Here is a 20,731-nt window from a genome sequence, read left to right on the forward strand (position 1 = left end):
ACGGGCATGTGCTGCTGGACAGCCAGGTGCACAACCTGGTGCAGGCGATGGCCAGCTTCGCCCCACCGTCGGCGGGGCAGACCACGCTGCTGCCGGGCTACCAGAACAGCCTGGCACCGGTGTTTGCCGCCAACTGGAAGTGACCCGTCCTTCGGGCTAGGTCGAATTGCCGAGGGAAACTGGCCGGAAGAACACGACCGCTGAGGGGGGGACTTGGGTAACATCCTGTATGTCAACTTTTGGCTGACACCCTAATCAGGGATGCCAGCCGCCAGCGGGGGAGTTACGTCTTGCGGCTCACAAGGACAACGGCCAGGTCTCTTCTGCTGTGCGTCGCGGGCCTGCTCGCGTCCTCGCCGGGCTGGGCGCAGTCCGGCAGCCCCAGCGTCGCCACCCAGATTCCGTGGGCGCAATCCTCCACCATCGTCGGCATCGTCGAAGGCAGCGCCACGCTGATCCGCCAGACCACGCGCTACGCGCTCGCCGAGAGCGTGGCCTTGAACGAGCAGGACATCATCGAGACGGCGCCCGGCGCCTTCGTCCAGATCGAATTGCCCGGCGGTACCCTGGTCGGCATCGGCGAATCGACGCGGCTGATGCTGCGGCCGCGCGTCGGCAAGGGGCTCGCGGCACCGCCGCTCTACCTGCTGCAGGGCTGGCTCAAGACCAGCAGCAGTGCCGCCTTCGGTTACGTCAGCCCGGCCTTCGAGATCGCGACCCAGGCCGCCAGCACCGTGGTCTACACCTCGGGCGCCCCCTATGAGGTGTTCGTCGAAAGCGGCACGGCCCGGCTGGCGCTGCGCGACGGCGGCCAGACGGCCTCGCAGCTGGCCGGCGGCGACTTCGCCCAGCGGCGCGAAGGTGCCTCGCCGACTGTGGCCCGGCGGGCGCCCCCCGAGTTCCTGGCCAAGGTGCCTCGGCAGTTCCGCGACCGGTTGCCCGCGCGCGGCGAACAGTTCGGCAAGCGCCAGGCCGCACCCAAGGCGCTCGGCGAGATCGCCTACAGCGACGTGGCGGCCTGGCTGCGCACCGAGCCGGCGCTGCGCCTGCCCCTGCTGCCGTTGTGGCGCGCGCGCGCCACGGCCGACCCGGGCTTCCGCGCCGCGGCCAAGGCCGAGCTGGCGCGACATCCCGAGTGGGAACCCTATGCCGACCCCGAGGGCTATGCGCGCCGCATGGCCGAAGAGGCCGAGCGCCGGCGCGCGCGGGAAGCGGCGCGCCAGGCCGCCCGCCAGGCCGCACGCGCCGCCGCGGAAGGCGGCGGATCGGGAAAACCATAGTGAACCGTCGCGCGTCTTCCCGCAACCCAGCGACGATGAAAAGCCAGGACTGGAGAAGCTCATGCGCCTGTTGTTCAAGTTCAACCTGATCTTCCTGGTCGTCTTCGTCCTGGGGGTGCTCGGCGCCGGCAAGGTGTCGCACGACCTGCTGCAGAAGAACGCCAAGGAGGAAGTGCTCAACCATGCGCGCCTGACGATGGAGAAGGCCGTGGCCGTGCGCAGCTACACCAACGACCAGATCCGGCCGCTGCTGGAGACGCAGATGAAGTACACCTTCCTGCCCCAGACGGTGCCGGCCTATTCCGCCACCGAGGTGCTGGCGACGCTGTCCAAGAGCTTCCCCGACTACACCTACAAGGAAGCGACCCTGAACCCGACCAACCCGCGCGACCGGGCGGTCGACTGGGAGGCGGACATCGTCAACCGCTTCCGCGCCCAGGCCGAATCGAAGGAATTCGTCGGCGAGCGCGAGTCGGGCACGGGCCGCGCGCTCTACGTCGCGCGCCCGCTGCGCATCACCAACCAGGCTTGCCTGGCCTGCCACAGCACCGTCGAGGCGGCGCCGCGCACCCTGATCGACAAGTACGGCCCGGCCAACGGCTTCGGGTGGCAGCTGAACGAGGTGATCGGCGCGCAGGTGGTGTCGGTGCCCATGGCGGTGCCGCTGGCGCGCGCCGAGCAGGCCTTCAAGGTGTTCATGGCCTCGCTGATCGGCATCTTCGTCGCCATCGGCATCGTGCTGAACGTGATGCTCTACCTGCTGGTGATCCGGCCCGTGACGATGCTGTCGAAGCTGGCCAACCGCGTCAGCCTGGGCGAGATGGAGGCACCGGAATTCCCGTCGCACGGCCATGACGAAATCGGGATACTGGCGCAGTCCTTCACCCGAATGCGCCACAGCCTCGACCACGCCCTCAAGATGCTCGACACCTGAAGAAGGTGTGAACGAACCCGTCATGGTCGCCCCCCTCCCAGCCAACGTCGGTCCGTACCCCATCCGCGGGGTGATCGGGTCGGGCGCGATGGGCATGGTGTACCTGGCGCACGACCCGGCCATCGACCGCCCGGTGGCGATCAAGACGATCCACCGGCGCCTGCTCGAAACGGGCGACGACGACCCGAGCGTGGCGGCGCGCTTCCGCGTCGAAGCCAAGGCGGCAGGGCGGCTCACGCACCGCAACATCGTCCCGGTCTACCAGTTCGGCGAGGACAACGACTGCGCCTACATCGTCATGGAATACGTCGCCGGGCGGAACCTGCGCGACTACATCCATTCGCCGCGCAAGCTGGAGATCCCGCAGGTGCTGTGCCTGATGGCGCAGCTCCTCGACGGGCTGCACTACGCCCACGAGCGCGGCATCGTGCACCGCGACGTCAAGCCGGCGAACCTGCTGATCGCCGACGACGGGCGGCTGAAGATCACCGACTTCGGCATCGCGCGGACCGAATCGTCGAACCTCACGCGCGGCAGTTCCGTCATCGGGTCGCCCGGCTACATCGCGCCCGAGCAGTACACCGACCGCGAGGTGGACCGCCGCGTCGACGTGTTCTCGGCGGGCGTGCTGCTCTACCAGATGCTCAGCGGCGCGACGCCCTTCGCCGGCACCGACGAGGCGATCATGTACAAGATCGTCTACGAGGCGCACAAGCCGCTGCACGAGCTGATGGACGACCCCACGCTCGCGCCCTTCGACGCGGTGCTCGACCAGGCGCTGGCCAAGGATCCGGCGCAGCGCTATCCGAATGCGATGGCGATGCGCACGGCACTGCTCGCGCTGGCCACCGGGCCCCTGCCCGACGCGCTGCCGGCCGAGATCGTGCTGCCGCCCCGGCTCCGAGGCACGGGTGCGAAGACGGCGGCGGCGAAGGAGCGCGACTCGCCCGACGCCTCCCGCACGGGCGCGACATCGGTGCCGTCCATCCCCGACCCGGCCACGACGCCGCTGTCGCCCTCCAAGCCCCAGCCGGTCACCGGCCCACCGTCGGTCCCGGTGCCGACGGGCTGGGACACCGTGGCGCTGGCCGGGGTCGAGCGCGAACTGGCCGAGCATGTCGGCCCGGTGGCCCGGGTGCTGGTGCGCCGCGCCGCGCGCGGCCTGACGTCGCTGGCGGCGGTGCGCCAGGCCGTCGCCTTCGCGATCGTCGACTTCGAGGCGCGCGAGCGCTTCCTGGCCAAGGGCGGCTCGTCCACCGGCAGCGGCACCGGCAACGGCGTCGGCACCGTGGCGACCTCGACCACCCGGTTCCAGCCCGCGACGAGCGCCAATGCCGCGCCGCCCGGCGCACCGATGCGCGAGGGCGACGTCGACAGGGCGGCGGCCGCGCTGCTGTCCTCGCTGGGCCCGATCGGGCGCATCGTCGCCAAGCGCTGCGCCGCGAAATCCGAGACCCGCGAGCAATTCGTCGCCCATGTGCTCGAACAGCTCACGCCCAACATCGATGCCCGCCGTGTGCAAGCCGAACTGTGGCGCGCGCTCGGCTAGACCTGGTTGCACATCGTGATCGCATTGCGTGTCACGCGCCGCCCCGGCGGCACCGAACCCGACGAGGCCGCGCTGCCGATGCCGCCGGAAGGCTTCACCATCGGCCGCTCCGAGGACTGCGGACTGGTGCTCGCGGACCCGCTGCGCCTGGTCTCGCGGCAGCATGCGCAGGTGCTGCCGGTGGGCCGGGCCGTGTGCGTGCGCTGCATCAGCAGCACATCGCCGCTGTGGGTGAACGGCAAGCAGCTCGACCCGGGCGGCGAGCGCGCGCTGCAGGTGGGCGACCGTCTGCGCATCGGCGGCTTCGAGCTGGCCGTCGAGCCTGCCGTGGTGGCCACGATGGCGCAGCGCTCTCGGCTGGATCGCTGGTTCGACCTGGACGATGCGCCTGACCTGATGGCCGACAGCTCGGCGCTGCCGGGGATGGCCCCGGCGCGCGAGCCTGAAACCGGCGGCGCGGTGGTGTCCTGGCAGGACAGTCCGCACCTGGTGCGCACCGGCGCGCCGATTCCGGCGCCGCGTGCGGCGCCGCAGCCGCAGCCGCAACCCCAGCAGACGAGCCATGCGCCAGCCGATCCGCTGCCGACGGAGCCCATGCCGCTCGAGCCGCTCGAGGCCGCAACGCCCGCACTTCGCCCGGCCGACGCAACCCCCCAGTTGCGCGAGCTCGCCGCGGCCTTCGCCCGTGGCGCCGGCCTGCTGACCGAGCCGCCGGCCCTCACGCCGCAATGGATGGAGCATCTCGGCGCGCTGTTGCGGGCCAATGCCGAAGGCACGCTGGCGCTGCTGCAGAGCCGCGCCATCGCCAAGCGCCAGATGCGCGCCGAGGGCACGCACATCACGCCGCGGCAGAACAACCCGCTGAAGTTCTCGCCCGATGCCACCGAGGCCCTGACCCGCATGCTGCAGCGCGAGCCGAGCCCGGGCTTCCTCGACCCGGTGGCGGCGCTGCACGACGCGCACCGCGACCTGCTGGTGCACCAGGTGGCGATGGTGGCCGGCATGCGCGCGGCGGTCTTCGAGCTGTTCTCGCGCCTGGGCCCCGAGGCCGCCGAGAGCGGGGAGGGGCCGGCCCACGGCATCGGGCGCGTGCCGGTGCTGCGCGCCGCGGCGCTGTGGCAGCGCCACCGCATGCAGCACGCCCAACTGCTCGAACACCTGGACGACGATTTCCAGACCATCTTCGGGCGCGAATTCCTGCGGGCCTACGAGGCCCAGTCGCGCGCCTCGCCGAACGTCCCGTCGCCCGAACCTCCATCGAAGGAGCCGCCATGGCCGAACGGGCATTGAGCGTCTCGCTCGCCGCGCTGTCCCAGGCCGGGCGGCGCGAGAACAACGAGGATGCCTTCGGCTACTGGGAAGGCGCGGGTTCGCTCGTCGCCGTGCTGTGCGACGGCGCCGGCGGGCACGGCGGCGGGCAGACCGCATCGCGCGCCGCGGTGACCCACGTGCTGGAGGCCTTCGCGCTCCATCCCGAAGTCAGCTCGGGCGCGCTGCGCTGGCTGGTGCAGGGCGCCAACGGCGCGGTCGTGGCGCAGCAGGTGGCCGGCACCTTCACGGCCGACATGCGCACCACCATCGTGGTGGTGGTGGTCGACTTGTACAGCGGCGCGGCGCTCTGGGCCCACGTGGGCGATTCCCGCCTGTATTGCTGGCGCGGTTCCCGGCTGCTCGCTCGCACCCGCGACCAGAGCCTCGCGCAGCGCCTGCGCGACGCCGGCCTCGACGCGAGCACGGCCGGCGCCGGGCAACTGACCTCGGCGCTGGGCTCGCCCGAGGGCTTCGACGTCGAGGTGCTCGACGCGCCGCAGCTGCTGGCCTCCGGCGATGCGCTGCTGCTGTGCAGCGACGGCCTCTGGTCGGCCTTCGACGATGCCGCGATGACGCGCAGCGTGGCCGGCTGCGGCGCGGCCCAGCCCTGGCTGAATCGCCTCGAAGCGGGTGTGCGCAAGGCCGGCCGCAGCGACCAGGACAACTATTCGGCGCTGGCGATCTGGTGCTCGGCTGGTTGAATTTGCTCGGGCCTGCCTGGATGACATACATCAACCCTCGCTTCGCCCCTGAAGCTGGTCCTGTCGCCGCTTCTGCAGAACGCGCCCACCTGCGCACGACCGCCCAGCACCTGCGCATCGCTACAAAGCCATGCTTCAGGCGGATGTAGGCTTGAGCTGCTCTCTCAACCCGGTCTTCAGCGAGGCCATGATCGCAACGCGCAGGAGACACGCATGGCCACGAATTCACAGGCGGGCACCAACGTACAGGAAATTGCGACGGGCATATTCCGCATCAATACGCTGGCCGACGGCGAGGAGCTCCCGCTCGGCAACCACACGATGCGCTGGTTCGACACGCCCCATCTTCCGCATGGCTGGGACTGCGGGCTGATGATGGACACGCGCACACACACATTCTTCTGCGGCGACCTCTTCACGCAGCCGGGCAACAGCGAGAAGGCGCTCACCGATGCCGACATCCTGGGCCCCAGCGAGGCGTTCCGAAACCAGATGGACTGCTACGCGCATGCACCGCAGACGGCTGCATTGCTGGACGGGCTTGCGCAGCAGGAACCCCGCACGCTCGCCTGCATGCACGGCAGCGCATGGCAGGGCAACGGCGCGTCACTGTTGCGCCAGCTTTCGGTGGCGTTGTCGGCGCCGCGTTGAGTCAGGCACACGGCCGCAGCGACGGCCGGCCCTGGCAGCAATCCACCCTGGCTTGCGAGTTTCGAGGGTTGACCTAAAGTCGGCCTTCCACGACGGAAAGACGCTCGATGACCGACTCCACCTTCGATGCACTGCATGCCGCGATGCGGGCGCAGGTCGATCAACAATTTCTGCCTGGCGTGTCGACCGCACTGCTGCAGGGGCGAGAAGTGGTGGATCGCTACTGCTACGGCCACGCCGACCGGGAGGCGGGCGTCGCGCTGCGCGAGGATCACATCTTCCGGATGTTCTCGAGCACCAAGCTGGTCACGTCCTGCGCGGTGATGCTGCTTCTCGAAGACGGGCTCGTTCGCCTGGAAGACCCCGTCGATGCCTACATCCCCGAGTTGGCGGACAGGCAGGTCCTGCGCGCTGGCGCAACGAGTCTGTCAGACACCGAGCCGGCCCGATCCCCGATCACGCTGCAGCATCTGATGACGCACACCTCGGGGCTGTCCTATGGCGTCTTCGATCCGGGTTCGCTGCTGTTCAATGCATACAACCAGTGCGGCGTGTTGAACCCGTCGCAGGATCTGGCCGGGATGATGAAGACACTGGCTCCCCTGCCGCTTTCGTTCCACCCCGGAACGCAGTGGGAGTATTCGGTTGCGACGGATGTGCTGGGCCGGGTGATCGAGGTGGTCAGTGGAGAGACCTTCGGCAAATTCCTGTCGAGGCGCATCTTTGAGCCACTGTGCATGGTGGATACCGACTTCTGGGTACCGCCGGCCAAGCGTGATCGGCTATGCGCACTGTACGTCGGCGCCGACCTTCTCGATCCGAGCAAGCCTGGCCTGTCTCGCGTGGACGACAAGCCCTATCCCGGCGCCTACCTGCAAAAGCTTCCGCGCGAGTCTGGCGGCGGTGGGCTGGTCAGCACGCTCGACGACTCCATCCGCCTGATCCAAAGCCTGATCCCCGGGGGCCCCACGCTGCTGAAGGCCACCACCCTTGATCGGATGTTCGGGAACCAGTTGCCGCCAGGCATGCACGTTCGCTTTCCCAACGTACCGGCGCAACCGGGCTGGCGCTTCGGTCTGGGCTCATCGGTGCGCGACAGCAGCGGCCCGGGAGAGCCGGAGCAGGTCGCGGGCGAAGTGAGCTGGGGCGGCCTTGCCGGCACGGTGTGGTGGATCAACCCGCGCCTGGGCATCGCCGCCGTGCTGCTCACGCAACGCTACTTTGGCTTCGGCAACCCCTATGCCTATCACTTCAAGTGGCATGCATACAAGGCACTGGGTCATGCGGATGGGAGAACAGGCTGCTGATGAATGTCCAGCGGTTCGAGCAGTTCAAGCAGCAGTGTTGGTTCCGGCGGCCAGGCCGCGACACGGGCCGGTGCTTCGAGTGGGGCCGCGAGCGGCCACCACAGGCTGGCCGGCCGCGCGGGCCAGGCCTGCACCGGATCCGCTGCGGGCGTGGTGCGCGGGGGCAGGGCGTCGATCGCTGCCTCCAGCGCTTCGGGGCTTTCCGCCGCCGCGTCGAGCAGCGAGGCCAGCCGTGCGGCGCTTTCATGCGGCGGCGCTGGGGCGGCCAGGCGCTCGGCCAGCGTCAATGGAAAGGAACGCCCGACGCGATCGTGCGAGGCGACGATGATCCCGCTCCAGGTTTCGCCGGGCGCCGGCAGCGCCAGGTAGCGCCACGGTGCGAAGGCGCGAAGCCGTTCGCGCAGCGCGGGGCCGTCCAGCTGCGTGGCCGCCAGCGCCAGCCCGCGCTGCAGCCAGCCGTCCCAGTCGCTGCGCCAGCGCGGCGGCAGCCCGCGGCCGACGAAGTCGCCGCGCGCGGGCAGCTTGCCCCACCAGCAGACGCGGCGCGAGGGCAGCTTCACCATGTGCCCTTCGGGCAGCGGAAGCGCGCGAGTTCCCGCAGGGTCCAGATGTCGGCTTCGGGCGCACCCGCGGCGCTCGCCTCCACTTCCAGGGTGCGGGTGTCGACGACGAAAGTGAGCCGCGCCGGCGCACCGCGTTCACCCTGCCAGTCACCGCGCAGCAGCACGCGAAGCCAGGCGAACGCTCCCTCGTGGACCTCGGCACCGACGCCGGCGGGCCCCACGGGCAGGATGCGCAACAGCACCTTCTGCGTCGAGGCCGGTCCGGGCCACACCAGTTCCTTCGCACGGCGCGGGCCGTTCTCGAAGCGCAGCAGCTGGCCGTCGACGTCGATGCTGAACTGCAGCAGCTCGGCATTCATGCGCTGGGGCGTGAGGCGCAGCTTGAGCTCGGGCAGCGGCGTGCCGCCGGGGAAGAAGAGGGCGCCGATCGCGGCCGCCTGCTCGAAGGCCGCGGGCAGGCCGGCATCGGCGCTCGCGCCGCGCAGCTTCCAGGGCCGGCTCGCGGTGTCGACGCGCTCGCCGAGCTGGTGGCGGCGGAACTCGTCGAACAGGCCGCCGGGCCCGAAGAGGCGCGCGAAGTCGGCGGGCGCCATGTCGCGCGTGGCGGTGGCGCCGAACGGGAAGCGGTCGCGCGTCAAGGTGCCGCAGGCCTGCGCGAGTTCGGCGAGCGCTGCGTCGAAGCCGAGCCTGGCGCCGCCGCGCGCGCGGATCAGCGTGCCGAGCCCGGCGTAGACCTTGCGCAGCTCGGCTGGCGCGCGGGTGGCCTCGGCGCGCAGGCTGGCGTCGAGTTCCGCCTTGCCGGCCTCGTCGCGGCGCGAGCTGGCCAGGGCGTGCAGGCGGTCCAGGGCCTGCGGGCCCGGACCGGCCGCGTAGGCGCCGAGGGCGGCGAAGCGCGAGCGCAGCGCGTTGTCGAAGGCGCCCTCGGCGGCGCTGCCGCCCTGCGGCATGGCGCTGAATTCGTCGGCCAGGCGCGTCAGCAACCGGCGCAGCGGCGAGTCGGGCGCCGTCAGGTCGGTGGCCTGCCGCGCGGCGCCCTCGGCATCCGCGCCGGCGGCCAGCGCGAGCGCGTCGAGCTGGCGCGACCAGGCGGCGATCACGCGCTGGGCCTGGCGGCGGCCGACCTGCGCGGCGACCTCATCGCGCCAGGCGCGGTCCTTCTGCAGGCGGCGCACGTCGCCGCCGCTGTCGCCGAGCACCCAATCCGCTTCGTTTGCCAGCTCGTCGAAGGTGGCCTCCAGCGCAGGCGCCAGCCGCTGGCGCCAGTCGGCGGCGCTCGAATGGGCCGGCATCGGCCCGGCGCCGGAGGACGCGAACAGCAGGGTGCCGGCCGCGCCGAGCCGTGCCGGCAGGTCCTGCGACGGCGCCGGGTCGGGCACGCGCTGCAGCAGACGCTCGTGTACCCGCTGCGCCAGCGGCAGCGCGGCAAGGGCGCTGCGGGCCGCGCGCACACCGGCATCGTCCGCGCGCATCGCCTCGGGCAGGCCGCTGCGTTCGAGCAGGGCCTCGACGTGGCGCGCCGATTCGGCGCGTTCGCCCGCGCCGCTGGCCTGGGCCAGGGCCTGGGTCACCCAGGGGCGCAGTTCGCCGCGGACGAGCCGGTCCGGGCTGCTCAGCATCAGGGCGGCACGCAGCGCCTCGTAGCGGGTCGCGCTGTCCTCGGCCTCGCGCAGGTCGCGCCGCAGTTGCTGCACCAGCAGCGGCGCCAGGCTGCGGTCGAGCATCTCGCGGTAGGACTGCTCGGCCGATCGCGCCAGGCGCGGGCCCTGGAACAGCCCGAAGCCGAAGCCGGCCGGCGGCTCGTTCGGGTCGATGCCGTCGTTGGCGGCCAGACGCTCCAGCAACGAATAGAGCGGCAGCACCTGTTCGAGGCTGGCCGATTCGAACGAGCCGATGCGCTGGGTGAGTTGCTCGACGCGCGTGCGCACGGCGTCGACATAGTCGAGGTTGCGCCGGTAGCTCTGCCACCACAGTGCCGAGGCGGCGAGCAGCACCGTGCCGGCCACGCCCGCGCCGACGATCACGGCGCGCCGGCGCCGGCGCATCCGCTGCAGGCGCCGGCCCGCCAGCGGCGCCTCGGCGATCACCAACTGCTTCAGCAGTGCGGTCAGGAAGTAGGACTTGCCGCCGGCATCGGGCCGCGGCAGCGGTTTGAGGGCCAGGCCATGGCTGCGCGCGAGCTCGCCGATCACGCGGTCGATCGGGTTGCCCTCCTGCGTGCCGCTGGTCAGCGCGATCGAGCGCAGGCGCTGCGCCGGCGCGGCGCTCGCGTTGGCGAAGGCTTTGCGCACGAAGCCTTCGAGGGGCGCGAGCAGGGCTTCGAACTGTGCCGCGAAGGTGTAGATCGGCAGGCGGCGCTGGAGCGTGCGTTCCTGCTGCAGCGCCTCGGTGCTGCGCTGCCGCAGGCGCTGCGCGAGTTCGGCCAGGCGCGCGCCCAGGTCGTCCGGGACGAGCGCGGCGTCCGCATCGAACACCAGGCCCCACAGCTGCTCGCGCTGGGCGGCGTCCAGGTCGCCGAAGGTCTCGGTGAAGCCGGCCAGCAGGTCGGCCTTGGTCACCAGCAGGTAGACCGGAAAGGCCAGGTCGAGCTCGCGGCGCAGCTCGTCCAGCCGCGCGGCGACCGCGGCCGCCTGGCGCGCGAGTTCCGCACCGCCGTGCAGCAGGTCGGGCACGCTGACGCTGACCAGCACGCCGTTGATCGGCTGCACCGGGCGGTGCCGGCGCAGCAGCGCAAGGAACTGCTGCCACTCGCGGGCGTCGGCCGCGGCGTCGCTGTCCTGGGTCGTGTAGCGCCCGGCGGTGTCGATGAAGACGGCCTCCTGGCTGAACCACCAGTCGCACTGCCGCGTGCCGCCGGTGCCGGCGAGCGGATCTCGCCCCAGCCGCTCGGCCAGCGGGAAGCGCAGGCCCGAATGCAGGAGTGCCGTGGTCTTGCCGGCGCCGGGCGCGCCGATGATCAGGTACCACGGCAGTTGCCGCACCTGGCGGCGGGCCTGCCACCAGCGGCGCGCGCCCTTGCCCTCGACACCCTGCCGAAGCATGGCGAGCGCCTGGCGGAAGCGCTGGCCCAGCTCGGTGCCGCCTTCGCCCGATTCCAGGCCCTTCAGCAGCTGTTCGTTGCGGCGCCGGGCGAGCAGCGCGCGCAGCGCCTGCCAGCCGATCAGCAGCAGCGCGCCCAGCACCAGCAGGGCGGCTCGGGCACTTGCATCGTCGAAGGGATGCCAGGTGCCGAAGACCAGCAGAGGTGCCGCGAACCACAGCAGGACGCCCGCCGCGCAGAGGTTCACGGCGGTCTGGGCGAAGCGGGTCGGCGACTTCATTGCGGGAACAGCACGATCTCGACCCGGCGCTGCGGCTTGGGGGCCTCGGCGTCGACCCTGGCCTCGACCGCGAGCCGTTCGTCGCCGAGCTGCGGACGCAGGATGTCGGCGCTGCGGCGCGCCCATTCCATGGCCTGGTGCCAGGCCGAGGGCGTGCGCGCGGTCGGCGTGTCGCTGCCGTCGGTGTAGCCGACGACGAGCACTTTGCCGGGCTGCTTCGCGAGCACGGCGCCGAGGCGCTTGAGGGAAGCGCTGGCGTCGCCCAGCGCGTCCGCCTCGACGATGGCCACGCTGCGCAGCGCCTCGTCGCGCACCGACAGTCGGCCGGCCTCGATGTCCTCGCGCAGGGCCGAGGCCAGCCGTGGCGGCGCAGCGGCCGCAGCCGCGGCGGGCGCCGCCGGGGCCGTGCCGGCGGGCACGATGCGCTGCAGCGAGGCCAGCACGCCGTCGACGCGGGCCGCCAGCTGCAGCTGGCTGGCGCTGTAGACGCCCACGGCCAGCACGCCCAGCAGCAGCACGGCCGGCAGCGCGGCGCGCGGCGTCCGTGGCGGCGCCGCGGCGGCGGCCGCGCAGTGCCAGCGCGCCACCAGCGGCGGGGGCGGTGCTGCCTGCTGCAGCGCGAGGTGCACGCGCGCGCGCAGGCCTTCATGGTCGCGGGGGTCGAGCACGGTGCGCGCGCGCAGCCCGAGGCTCAGGCAGGTGTGGAAGAGTTCGAGCAGCGCGCGGTGCTCGCGCGGCTTCTGCGCCAGCCGCGCCACCAGGCGCAGCAGCTTGTCGCCGCCGCCGGCTTCGCCATGGAAGCGCTCCAGCAGGCCGGCGCCCTCCGCGCCCCACGGGGCCGCGGCGAACTGCTCGTCGCCCCAGGCGCAGAGCATGTAGCTCGCGGCTGCCACGCTGGGCTCGGGCACGCCGGCCGCGCGCGCATCCGCCTCGAAGCGGTTGACGGCGGCCGCGAGCGTGCGGCGCAACGCGGCCGGATCGGCGGGCGTCGCGTCCCGCAGGCCGGCCATCAGGGCGACCAGGGGGAGGGCGTGGGTGCGCAGGGCGCGCGCGCCGGGCGGCTCGCCGACGAAGGCGGTCGGGGCGTCGTCCGGCAGCGGCAGCGATGCCGGCGCGCCGGACGCGGCGGGAAAGCCGGCTGGGGCGGCCGGGGCGGACGGTGCGCCGGGGCGGTTCACTTCGCCCACCCCAGGAGCAGCTGGCGCGCCTGCGCATCGACCCGCGCGCGCGGCACCACCGTCCCCGCGGGCAGCGGCAGGATGGCGCGCCACTGCGCATGGTCGATCTCGCGGAAGGCGCCGAACACGGCGACCGCGCGCGCGTCGCCGGCCAGTTCCAGGGCCAGCTCGCGCGCCTCGCCGGGGCGCAGGTGCAGGCTCTCGCGCACGAGCACGTTCGAGCCGAGGGTGGCCTCGTCGTCGTCGTAGAGGCTGTCGAAGCTCGCCTTCTCGAAGCCGCTCGCATCGCGCAGCACGTAGACGCGCAGCGCCAGCGAGGCCGAGGCGTTGCGCGTATCGGTGTTCAGGCTGCGCTGCGCCTGCACGAGCAGCTGCAGGCTGCGCTTCGGCCCGGCCAGGGCCGGTGCCGCCCCGGGGCTGAACATGAAGTTCACCACCATCGAGGTGTTGACCCAGGGGATCTGGCGCTGGGCGGTGTCGCGCAGCACCTTGATGCGCACCGCCTTCATCATGTCCTCGACCTCCACGCCGGTGGAGCGCAGCTCGGTGGCGAGGTGCTTGGTGTAGATGCTGTTGCCGCCGAGCGGGCCGTCCTCGGCGACGCCGCCGGGCGCCGCCGAAAATGCGATCAGCGCCCCCGGCGCCGCCATCTCGGCCAGGCCGTTGGCGCTGCGCGAGGCCCGGCGCGCGGCGAAGGGGTCGTTGCGGCAGGCGTCGATGATGAAGATGCGCGCGCGCGGACGCACCCGGTCGACGTGCGCGAGCAGCGCCTCCTGCAGGTCGATGGCCTCGTCGCGCACCTCGGCCTCGTCGCGCAGCGCGATGTCCACCGGCAGCAGGTAGTTGCGCCCGCCGATCTGCACGCCGTGGCCGGCGTAGTAGAAGACCGAGGCGACCTGGTCGTCGTCCATGCGGCGCGCGAACTCGCGCAGCACGCGCTTGAAGTCGCGCGCCTTGAGGTTGAGGTGCTCGCCCACCTCGAAGTCGAGGGAGCGCAGGGTCTGCGCGATCAGGCGGGCGTCGTGCTCGGGGTTGTTGAGGGGGAGGTCGGGATAGCGGCCGTTGCCGATCACCAGGGCGATGCGGCGCTGGCGGGAGGCTTCGATCTTGGCTTGGGGCTGGGCCAGGAGAGGGGCACTGGCCAGAAGGGGTAGCAGGCCGAGGCCGGTGAGGAGTTCGCGGCGCGCGAGGCGGTTGCGGGGCGAGGCGCTGTCTTGTTGCAAGCGCCCGGTGCCCTCGCCCCAGCCCTCTCCCAAAGGGAGAGGGAGCAAAGCCGGAGTCGCGGATTTGGGCACAGCGTGAAGCGCTCCTCTGCGTATCTCGTCCCATTCTCTGCGCCGCCCCCGGGTGGCACAAGTCGAGCGAATGGCCAGTGCGGCGATGCGGCATCGGCGCGCACAGGGCATGGGCTTCAGGCGCCGTGGAACTGCACGCGGCGGTTCACGCCGGCTGCCGGATCGGCTCCGTCGATCGGGCGGCTTTCCCCGAAGCCGACCGTCTTCAGGCGCGCGGCATCGATGCCGTGGTGCTGCACCAGGTAGTCGCGCACCGCGCGGGCACGGCCGCGGGACAGCTCGAGGTTGTAGGCATCGCTGCCGACGGCGTCGGTGTGGCCTTCGACCGTGACGACGCTGTTCGGCGCGAGCAGCTTGATGCCGTCCGCCAGCGCGTCGAGCTGTGTCCGCGCGGCCGGCAGGATTTCCGCGGAGTCGAAGGCGAAGCGGACCGGCAGGGACAGGGCCGAAGCGTCGGCGGGCACCTTCTCATGGCTGCGCGCCGAGGTCTTCGCCAGCGCGACGGCCGCCGCCGAGACGTACTTGACCGGGGCCGCGGGCGCGGACGGCGCTTCGTCGAGCAGGCGGACCGACCGGGTCCGGCCGAGCACGGCCGCCACGTCCTGCGGGTTCACGAGCTGGCCTTCGCGGTAGACGATCACCTTCTCGGCCTTCGCGTGGGGCGTGAGCAGGGCGGCGGCCAGGGCGAGGGCGAGAGTGCTGAGGTAGCGGGTCATGTCGGGCTCCTTGGGCGTTGGATGGGGTTCTTCGATGCCCATGGGTTGCGCGAGGCGGGTGGCCGGTTCAATCTTTCTCGACCGATCCGACGCCGCGGATGTTGCGCGTGACCGCGGGGTCGCCCTGGTAGCGCACATGGCCGACGCCGGCGATGCGCACCGCCAGCGTGCTGCTGGCGGCCAGGCGCGCTTCGCCGTTGCCGTCGATCGCGACCTCGGCGCGCTCGCTGGCCAGCCGGGGCGCGGAATAGCTGCCCATGCCGGTGATGGCGAGCTGCTGCGCCGCTACCTTGCCGCCGCCGACTGCGACTTCGCCGGCGCCGGTGATCCGCACGTCGAGCTTGCGCGCGTCCTCCAGCCGGTCGAGGCGGATCGAGCCGCCGCCGGCCAGCACCAGCGCGAGCGCGTCGCCGCGCAGCGGCCCGATGCGGATCTCGCCGGCGGTGCGCGACTCGAAGGACCGCAGCATGCGCACGCCGATCTTCATGCGGATCGGCTGCTGCGTCTCGATCCGGCCGGGCGTCAGGCCGATGACCAGGCGGCGGCCCTGGACCTCCGTCGTGATCTTGCGCAGCACGGCGGGCTCGGCCTCCAGGGTCAGCGTCTCGCGGGGGCCCTGCTCGATGCTCACCTCGCCGGCGACGGCGAACACGACCTCGTCGAAGTCGGCGACCGCTCGGGTCTCGGTGGCACCCAGCGCCGGGGCCGAGACGGTCGCGACCAGCGCCGCAGCCAGGGTGGAGGCCCGGAGCACCCGTCGGGCAGCGAAGGCATGGATGAAGCGGTTCATGGTGCGGTTCCTGTTTGCGTCGGGCGGCGGCCTCAGCGCGGCAGCGCCAGATTGGGCGGTGCGGCGGAGGGGCGCGCCAGGCAGGTGGTCCAGCCGGTGTCGGTGACGATCAGCGTGCCGCCGTTGCGGTCGAAGGCCACCAGCTTCGCGCCTTGCCGGGTCTCGGGGCCCAGGGTGACCGGGCCCTCGTCGAACAGCAGGCGGCCGTACTGCCAGCAGCGCAGCTGGTAGGTGCCGGGCCCCTTCTGGGCCGGCGCCCGGGCCGCGACGCGGTCGTCACCGCCGGTGGCGACGCCTGCGGCCGCGCCGCGGGGCATCTGGACCAGCACGCCGGCGATGGCGGCCAGGGCGAGTCCGGTGAGGGCTGCCACGCGCAGGGCGGGGCGCTTGGCAGGGCCGGGACGGAATTCATTTGGCTTGGACACGGAGGTTCTCCTGGGCGAGCGAGCCGCCGCTGGCTTTGAAGAAGGCAGCACGGATCGTTTCGAGCGTGGTGCCGGGGAGGGGTTCGAAGTCGGTGCCGACCAGGGCCTGCGGCAGCGACGCCATGACGTCGCGCTGGGTCGCGAAGCAGGAGATGGTTTCGGGCACGCCCTTCGTGTTCATGGTGAGCTGGAAGCGCATGGCGCCGGGCAGCGCGAGCGGCTTGGCCGCGGCGACGCGCGAGTCGCGGGCGAAGCGGTTGGGGAAGAAGCGGATGACCTTGGCATCCTCGTCCTGCAGGTAGCAGTAGACATGCGCGTCCTGCGAGGGGGCGAGCGACAGATTGATCGACTCGCCGCCGGCGAAGCGGGTCTGCTGCTTCGGGGTGCTCACCGACAGCTTCAAGGGCGCTGGGGCCGGAGCTGCGGCGGTTGCTGCAGCGGGTGCTGCGGGGGCGGCGGCCTGGGGCGTCCCGGGTGCCGCGGCCACGGTGGCCGGCGGGGTGTAGCGTGCCGGCTGGTCCGGCCGCTTGATCTTCGTGTGGTCGGCGGCGAGGAAGGCGTAGAAGAATTCCTCGTTCAGCAGCGCCTCGCGGCTGAGGCCGAGCGCGGCGCGGTAGTTCGCGATCGCCTCGTCGATGGCCGGGTTGAATTCGCCGTCGATCGGGCCGTCGTAGAACCAGCGCCGGCGCAGCTGGTTCTGGAAGTAGGCGATCAGCTCGATGCGCGTCGACGCCATCGCGTGGTACCAGTCGAACATCTCCAGGCGCGTTTCGTCGTTCTTCTTCGGGTCCGTCACGCCCAGGCAGCTCCAGTAGGGGGTCTTGGTGAGCTTGCCGATGAGTTCGACCGCGGCCAGCTCGACCAGCCCGCGCAGCGCCTGCGTCTGGCCTTCGGCCTTCGCCAGGTTCATGCTGTAGTTGATGCCGAACTTGTGGTACGCGGCGTCGCCGTCGATGCCGCTGCCCTGCTTGAGGATCATCACGGAGTTGCGCGAGGTGACGCCCGCGAGCACGGCCATGTCGCTGGTGGTCAGCACGCTCAGGTCGAGCGCCAGCATGCTGGAGCCCGCATCCTTGGCCGCGCCGAGGTTGATGAAGGGCGCGAAGCCGATGCCGATGTCCTTCTGGTTCTTGACGAGGTTCTCGTCGAACTGCGACACGGAGCCCTTGATGTCGTACAGCGGAATCGCCTGGTAGGCCGCCGCGCTTTGCGCCGAGGCCAGGTAGCTGATGACGTTGGCCGTGTCCTTGCCGAAGGCGACCAGGCGCACCGCCCGGCTGCGCCGCGACATGTCCGACACCGACGAGATCAGCATGTCGCGCGTGCCGGCGTTCAGCTTCTTGGTCTCGTCGGTGATTTCCTCGGTCAGCATCGTGATGTCCCGCACGCCGTAGTCCAGCAGCAGCGTGTCCATGCAGCGCAGCGCATGCGAGAAGCCGGTGATCGAGCGCTGGGGCCGGTCCTCCGGGCCCTTGCGGATCTCGTTGGTCTGGTCGATGGTGGGCTGCTTCACCTCGAGCGTCTGGCAGCCCGCGAGGGTCGCGGCGGCGGTGGCGAGTGCGAGGCAACGCAGGACTTTGGGCGGGTTCATGTCAGGTCTCCGGGGTGCGCGATGTCTGCTCAGCAGCCGCCGCGGCCGACGATGTTGATGGCATTGGGCGCGAAGACGAACACCTCACGCGGCGCTGCGCCGATGCGGCCGCCGGTGTCGATGTTGCCGATGCTCTGGCTGCCGCAGGTGGCGCTGTTGCTGCCTTGCTGCTGGCTCTTGCCCTGAGCGTCGAGCTCGCGCTCCTTGGCGGCGATGCGGACCTTTTCCTTCGCGATCTTGGCGCGGAAGCGCGTGTCGACGCCCATCAGCTCCTGCCCGGCGTAGGCGTGGACACCGGAGGCCAAGGTGGCGGCGGCGAGGACGATGCGGGCGGTGAGGGCGAGGCTGGCGTTCATGATGGTCTCCTGGGGGGAAAGTGCCGGCGCGCGTGGCGCCGGCGCGGGGAAGTAGAAGGACGAGGCTTACTTCGCGACGCCCACGCTCTGGTCGGCGGTGGACAGGAAGCCCGCGGCGCTGTTGAACTGGCCGGTGGCGAGCACCGTCGAGTTCGTCAGCTTGCCGCTGCCTTGCGCGCCGCCGATCTGCTGGTGTGCCGAGGCCAGGAAGCCGCCGGCCACGTTGCTCACGCCGGTGGCGCCGACGAAGCTGCCCTGCACCTTGCCGTCGCCCTTGGCGAAGCCCACTTCCTGGTCGGCCGTGCTCAGGAAGCCGGCGGCGGTGTTGTTCACGCCCTGGGCGATCACCGCGGTCTGGCTGATCTCGCCGTTCTGGGTGGCGCGGGCGATGCTCTGGTTGGCGCTCGACAGGAAGCCGACGGAGGTGTTCACAGCGCCATTGACGATCACGGCCGTGTTCTTGATCTTGCCGTTCTGCTCGGCCACGCCGATGTTCTGGCGCGCGGTGGACAGGAAGCCCGCCGAGGTGTTGACCGCACCGGTCGAGAACACGCCGGAGTCGGTGATCTCGCCAGCCATGGCGGCGCCGAAGGCGAGGCCGAGTGCGGCGAGGACGGAAACTGTGCGAACGACTTGCATGATGGTTCTCCTTCGAGTGGTTTGAGGGGCGGAGGACTTGCGGCTTGCTTGCCATCCGCACATGGGTTGCGGCGCGCGCTCAAACGGTTCAAAGCAAATCGGCGCGCGCGACAGGCCTTGCAGGCCCGGAATGAAAAAACCCGCCGGCGCGGGCTGCGCGCGGGCGGGTCGGGTGGCGAGGCTGCGGAAGAGGGCAGCGGCTTACTTGGCGACGCCGATGCTCTGGTCGGCGGTGGACAGGAAGCCGGCGGCCGTGTTGACCGAGCCGGTGGCGATGACGGTCGAGTTCGTCAGCTTGCCGTTGCCTTGCGCGCCGCCGATCTGCTGGCGGGCGGTGGACAGGAAGCCGGCGGCCGTGTTGCTGGCGCCGTTCGCGATCACCGTCGAGTTCGTGACCTCGCCGTTGTCCTTGGCGAAGCCCACTTCCTGGCGGGCGGTGCTCAGGAAGCCGGCGGCGACGTTGTTCAGGCCGCTGCCGATGATCGTGCTGTTGGTGATCTTGCCGTTCTGCGTGGCGCGGCCCACGCTCTGCTCGGCCGTCGACAGGAAGCCCGCGGCGGTGTTGTTGGCGCCGTTGACGATCACGGTGCTGTTGGTGATCTTGCCGTTCTGCTCGGCCACGCCGATGTTCTGGCGGGCGGTGGACAGGAAGCCGGCCGAGGTGTTGACGGCGCCGGTGGACAGGACCGTGGAGCCGGCGATCTCACCAGCGATCGCGCCACCGAAGGCAAGACCGAGGGCGACGAGGACGGAAGCTTTGCGAACGATTTGCATGATGATCTCCTGAAGGGGTGGTACGGTTTGTTGGTGGGGCTTGCCGAATTGCTTGCCTTCCCGCCCATGGGTTGCGGCCCGTTCAGAACCGGTTCAAACAAATTTCGCACCGTCGCGGAGAAATTTTTCCGGCACACCGGACGCCGGCCCGGTGCCCACGGAAGGGCGCGGCAGCGTAGGATCGCCCGTCATGCTGGACAGGGCTCCCCCGGAACCGCCTCCGCATCCGCCACGCCTGACGGGCCTGCGCGGCACCTTGAACGCGCTGCGCAATTTCGGGTTGATGGGCCTGGGTGCGCCGCCGGCCGGCGACTACGACAGCTTCACGGCCGGCGACGGCCAGCAGGTTCCGGTGTACGTGCGCGGCGACGGCCCGCCGCTGGTGCTGGTGCACGGGGTCGGCTGCTCGCACAGCGACTGGAAGCCGGTGGCCCGGCAGCTGGCGCGGCGTCACTGTGTGCTGGCCTGGGACGCGCGCGGCCATGGCAACTGCCGGCCGGTGCGCGGCAGCATCACCCTGGCGCGGCTGGCGACCGACCTGGCCGAGATGCTCGACCACTTCGGACTGGAGCGGCCGGTGCTGGTCGGGCACTCGATGGGCGCGCTGACCTTGATGCAGTACCTGCAGCTGTACGGCACGCGGCGCGTCGGGGCGGTGGCGCTGATCGACCAGTCGCCGCGCATCGTGACGGACGACGCCTGGCGCCTCGGGCTCTTCGGTGGCTGCAGCGCGGCGATGCTCTCGGGGCTGATCGCCGGGGCGCGCCAGGACCTGGCCGAGACGCTGCTGAACGAGATCGGTGCGCTCGGCGGCCCCTGGCTGAGGCGACGACTGGACATCGACGCACCCCTCGGCCGGATGCTGCGCCGACGGCTGGGGCGTGTCGACATCCGGCCGCTGCTCGATCTGGCCGAGTCGATGGCGCAGGCCGACTTCCGCGCCTCGCTGGCGCGCCTGGATGCGCCGCTGCTGGTGGTGCTCGGAGCGCGCAGCCCGCACTACGCCGGCCTGCCGCTCGATGCCTGGTACCGCGACACGGTCAAGCATGCGCAGGTCTCGGTGTATCCGCGCGCCGGCCATTCGCCGCACATCAGCGAGCCGCTGCGCTTCGCGCGGGAACTGGAGCGTTTTCTGGCCGATCACGCGTGAGTGGTGGCGTCAGGGCGCTGCCTCCAGCTCTGCTTTCGCGCATCGGGTTGATCGCGACAAAAAACCAGATTTGATCTGGACCAAACGGCCCCAGAATCGCGCCCCACAACGGGAGCGAGGCAGCAACAACGCTGAAGCCATGAGCTTGGTCTCCCCGGATGCACAGGGAGATCAAGAACTTGAACAGGCACCTTTACCGCATCG

19 protein-coding genes are annotated in these 20,731 nt (G+C 71.3%); 8 read left to right on the forward strand and 11 right to left on the reverse strand.

Annotated features, from left to right (window positions below; translation table 11 throughout):
• The first annotated feature begins 290 nt into the window (after positions 1-290).
• From A8M77_RS33665 to A8M77_RS33695, 7 genes are all read left to right on the forward strand, one after another.
• Positions 291-1,280, forward strand: coding sequence for a hypothetical protein (locus A8M77_RS33665; RefSeq protein ID WP_086925826.1), 990 nt, complete (start codon positions 291-293; stop codon positions 1,278-1,280).
• A gap of 61 nt (positions 1,281-1,341) precedes the next feature.
• Positions 1,342-2,214, forward strand: a complete 873-nt coding sequence (locus A8M77_RS33670) for a Tll0287-like domain-containing protein (RefSeq protein WP_086925827.1) — start codon at positions 1,342-1,344, stop codon at positions 2,212-2,214.
• A gap of 22 nt (positions 2,215-2,236) precedes the next feature.
• The gene (locus A8M77_RS33675) at positions 2,237-3,763 is read left to right on the forward strand and encodes a serine/threonine-protein kinase (RefSeq protein WP_158101049.1); all 1,527 of its coding nucleotides are present in this window, start codon (positions 2,237-2,239) and stop codon (positions 3,761-3,763) included.
• A gap of 15 nt (positions 3,764-3,778) precedes the next feature.
• Positions 3,779-5,053 carry a type VI secretion system-associated FHA domain protein TagH gene (tagH, locus tag A8M77_RS33680; protein WP_238137068.1) on the forward strand — a complete coding sequence of 425 codons (1,275 nt, stop codon included), beginning with the start codon at positions 3,779-3,781 and terminating at the stop codon, positions 5,051-5,053.
• Positions 5,035-5,775, forward strand: a complete 741-nt coding sequence (locus tag A8M77_RS33685) for a PP2C family protein-serine/threonine phosphatase (protein ID WP_086925830.1) — start codon at positions 5,035-5,037, stop codon at positions 5,773-5,775. Before tagH ends, A8M77_RS33685 begins: the two co-directional genes overlap by 19 nt.
• A gap of 213 nt (positions 5,776-5,988) precedes the next feature.
• Positions 5,989-6,426, forward strand: coding sequence for a hypothetical protein (locus A8M77_RS33690; protein WP_086925831.1), 438 nt, complete (start codon positions 5,989-5,991; stop codon positions 6,424-6,426).
• 107 nt (positions 6,427-6,533) lie between these two features.
• Positions 6,534-7,733, forward strand: coding sequence for a serine hydrolase domain-containing protein (locus A8M77_RS33695; protein WP_202820693.1), 1,200 nt, complete (start codon positions 6,534-6,536; stop codon positions 7,731-7,733).
• Here the strand turns inward: A8M77_RS33695 and tagF are convergent.
• The 11 genes from tagF to A8M77_RS33750 form a co-directional block, all read right to left on the reverse strand.
• Positions 7,706-8,296, reverse strand: a complete 591-nt coding sequence (gene tagF, locus A8M77_RS33700) for a type VI secretion system-associated protein TagF (protein WP_086925832.1) — start codon at positions 8,294-8,296, stop codon at positions 7,706-7,708. The genes A8M77_RS33695 and tagF overlap by 28 nt on opposite strands.
• Positions 8,290-11,613, reverse strand: a complete 3,324-nt coding sequence (gene tssM, locus A8M77_RS33705) for a type VI secretion system membrane subunit TssM (RefSeq protein ID WP_158101050.1) — start codon at positions 11,611-11,613, stop codon at positions 8,290-8,292. The genes tagF and tssM overlap by 7 nt, the downstream gene beginning before the upstream one ends.
• Positions 11,610-12,791, reverse strand: coding sequence for a DotU/TssL family secretion system protein (locus A8M77_RS33710; protein ID WP_143694873.1), 1,182 nt, complete (start codon positions 12,789-12,791; stop codon positions 11,610-11,612). Before A8M77_RS33710 ends, tssM begins: the two co-directional genes overlap by 4 nt.
• Positions 12,788-14,014: a type VI secretion system lipoprotein TssJ gene (gene tssJ, locus A8M77_RS33715; RefSeq protein ID WP_158101051.1), complete on the reverse strand. Its 1,227-nt coding sequence runs from the start codon at positions 14,012-14,014 to the stop codon at positions 12,788-12,790. The genes A8M77_RS33710 and tssJ overlap by 4 nt, the downstream gene beginning before the upstream one ends.
• 188 nt (positions 14,015-14,202) lie before the next feature.
• Entirely contained in the window at positions 14,203-14,802 is a 600-nt protein-coding gene (locus A8M77_RS33720; protein ID WP_158101052.1) for an OmpA family protein, read from the reverse strand.
• A 67-nt stretch (positions 14,803-14,869) separates the two neighbouring features.
• Complete coding sequence (locus A8M77_RS33725) at positions 14,870-15,592, reverse strand: GIN domain-containing protein (RefSeq protein WP_086925837.1); 723 nt, start codon at positions 15,590-15,592, stop codon at positions 14,870-14,872.
• Between the two features lie 32 nt (positions 15,593-15,624).
• Positions 15,625-16,017: a hypothetical protein gene (locus tag A8M77_RS33730; protein ID WP_086925838.1), complete on the reverse strand. Its 393-nt coding sequence runs from the start codon at positions 16,015-16,017 to the stop codon at positions 15,625-15,627.
• Positions 16,001-17,608, reverse strand: a complete 1,608-nt coding sequence (locus A8M77_RS33735) for a DUF4384 domain-containing protein (protein ID WP_086925839.1) — start codon at positions 17,606-17,608, stop codon at positions 16,001-16,003. The genes A8M77_RS33730 and A8M77_RS33735 overlap by 17 nt, the downstream gene beginning before the upstream one ends.
• A 29-nt stretch (positions 17,609-17,637) precedes the next feature.
• Positions 17,638-17,964 (reverse strand): hypothetical protein, encoded by a 327-nt coding sequence (locus A8M77_RS33740; RefSeq protein WP_086925840.1) that lies wholly within the window; start codon positions 17,962-17,964, stop codon positions 17,638-17,640.
• 66 nt (positions 17,965-18,030) lie between these two features.
• A complete protein-coding gene (locus A8M77_RS33745; protein WP_086925841.1) occupies positions 18,031-18,603 on the reverse strand; it encodes a hypothetical protein in 573 nt (190 codons plus the stop codon).
• A 201-nt stretch (positions 18,604-18,804) separates the two neighbouring features.
• On the reverse strand, positions 18,805-19,377 hold the full coding sequence (locus A8M77_RS33750) for a hypothetical protein (RefSeq protein WP_086925842.1): 573 nt from the start codon (positions 19,375-19,377) through the stop codon (positions 18,805-18,807).
• A 190-nt stretch (positions 19,378-19,567) separates the two neighbouring features.
• On the opposite strand from A8M77_RS33750, the gene A8M77_RS33755 reads away from it, so the two are divergent.
• Positions 19,568-20,527 carry an alpha/beta fold hydrolase gene (locus A8M77_RS33755; RefSeq protein WP_086925843.1) on the forward strand — a complete coding sequence of 320 codons (960 nt, stop codon included), beginning with the start codon at positions 19,568-19,570 and terminating at the stop codon, positions 20,525-20,527.
• Positions 20,528-20,731: the final 204 nt, after the last annotated feature.

The organism is Variovorax sp. JS1663 (assembly GCF_002157355.1).
Taxonomy (GTDB): Bacteria; Pseudomonadota; Gammaproteobacteria; order Burkholderiales; family Burkholderiaceae_C; genus Variovorax.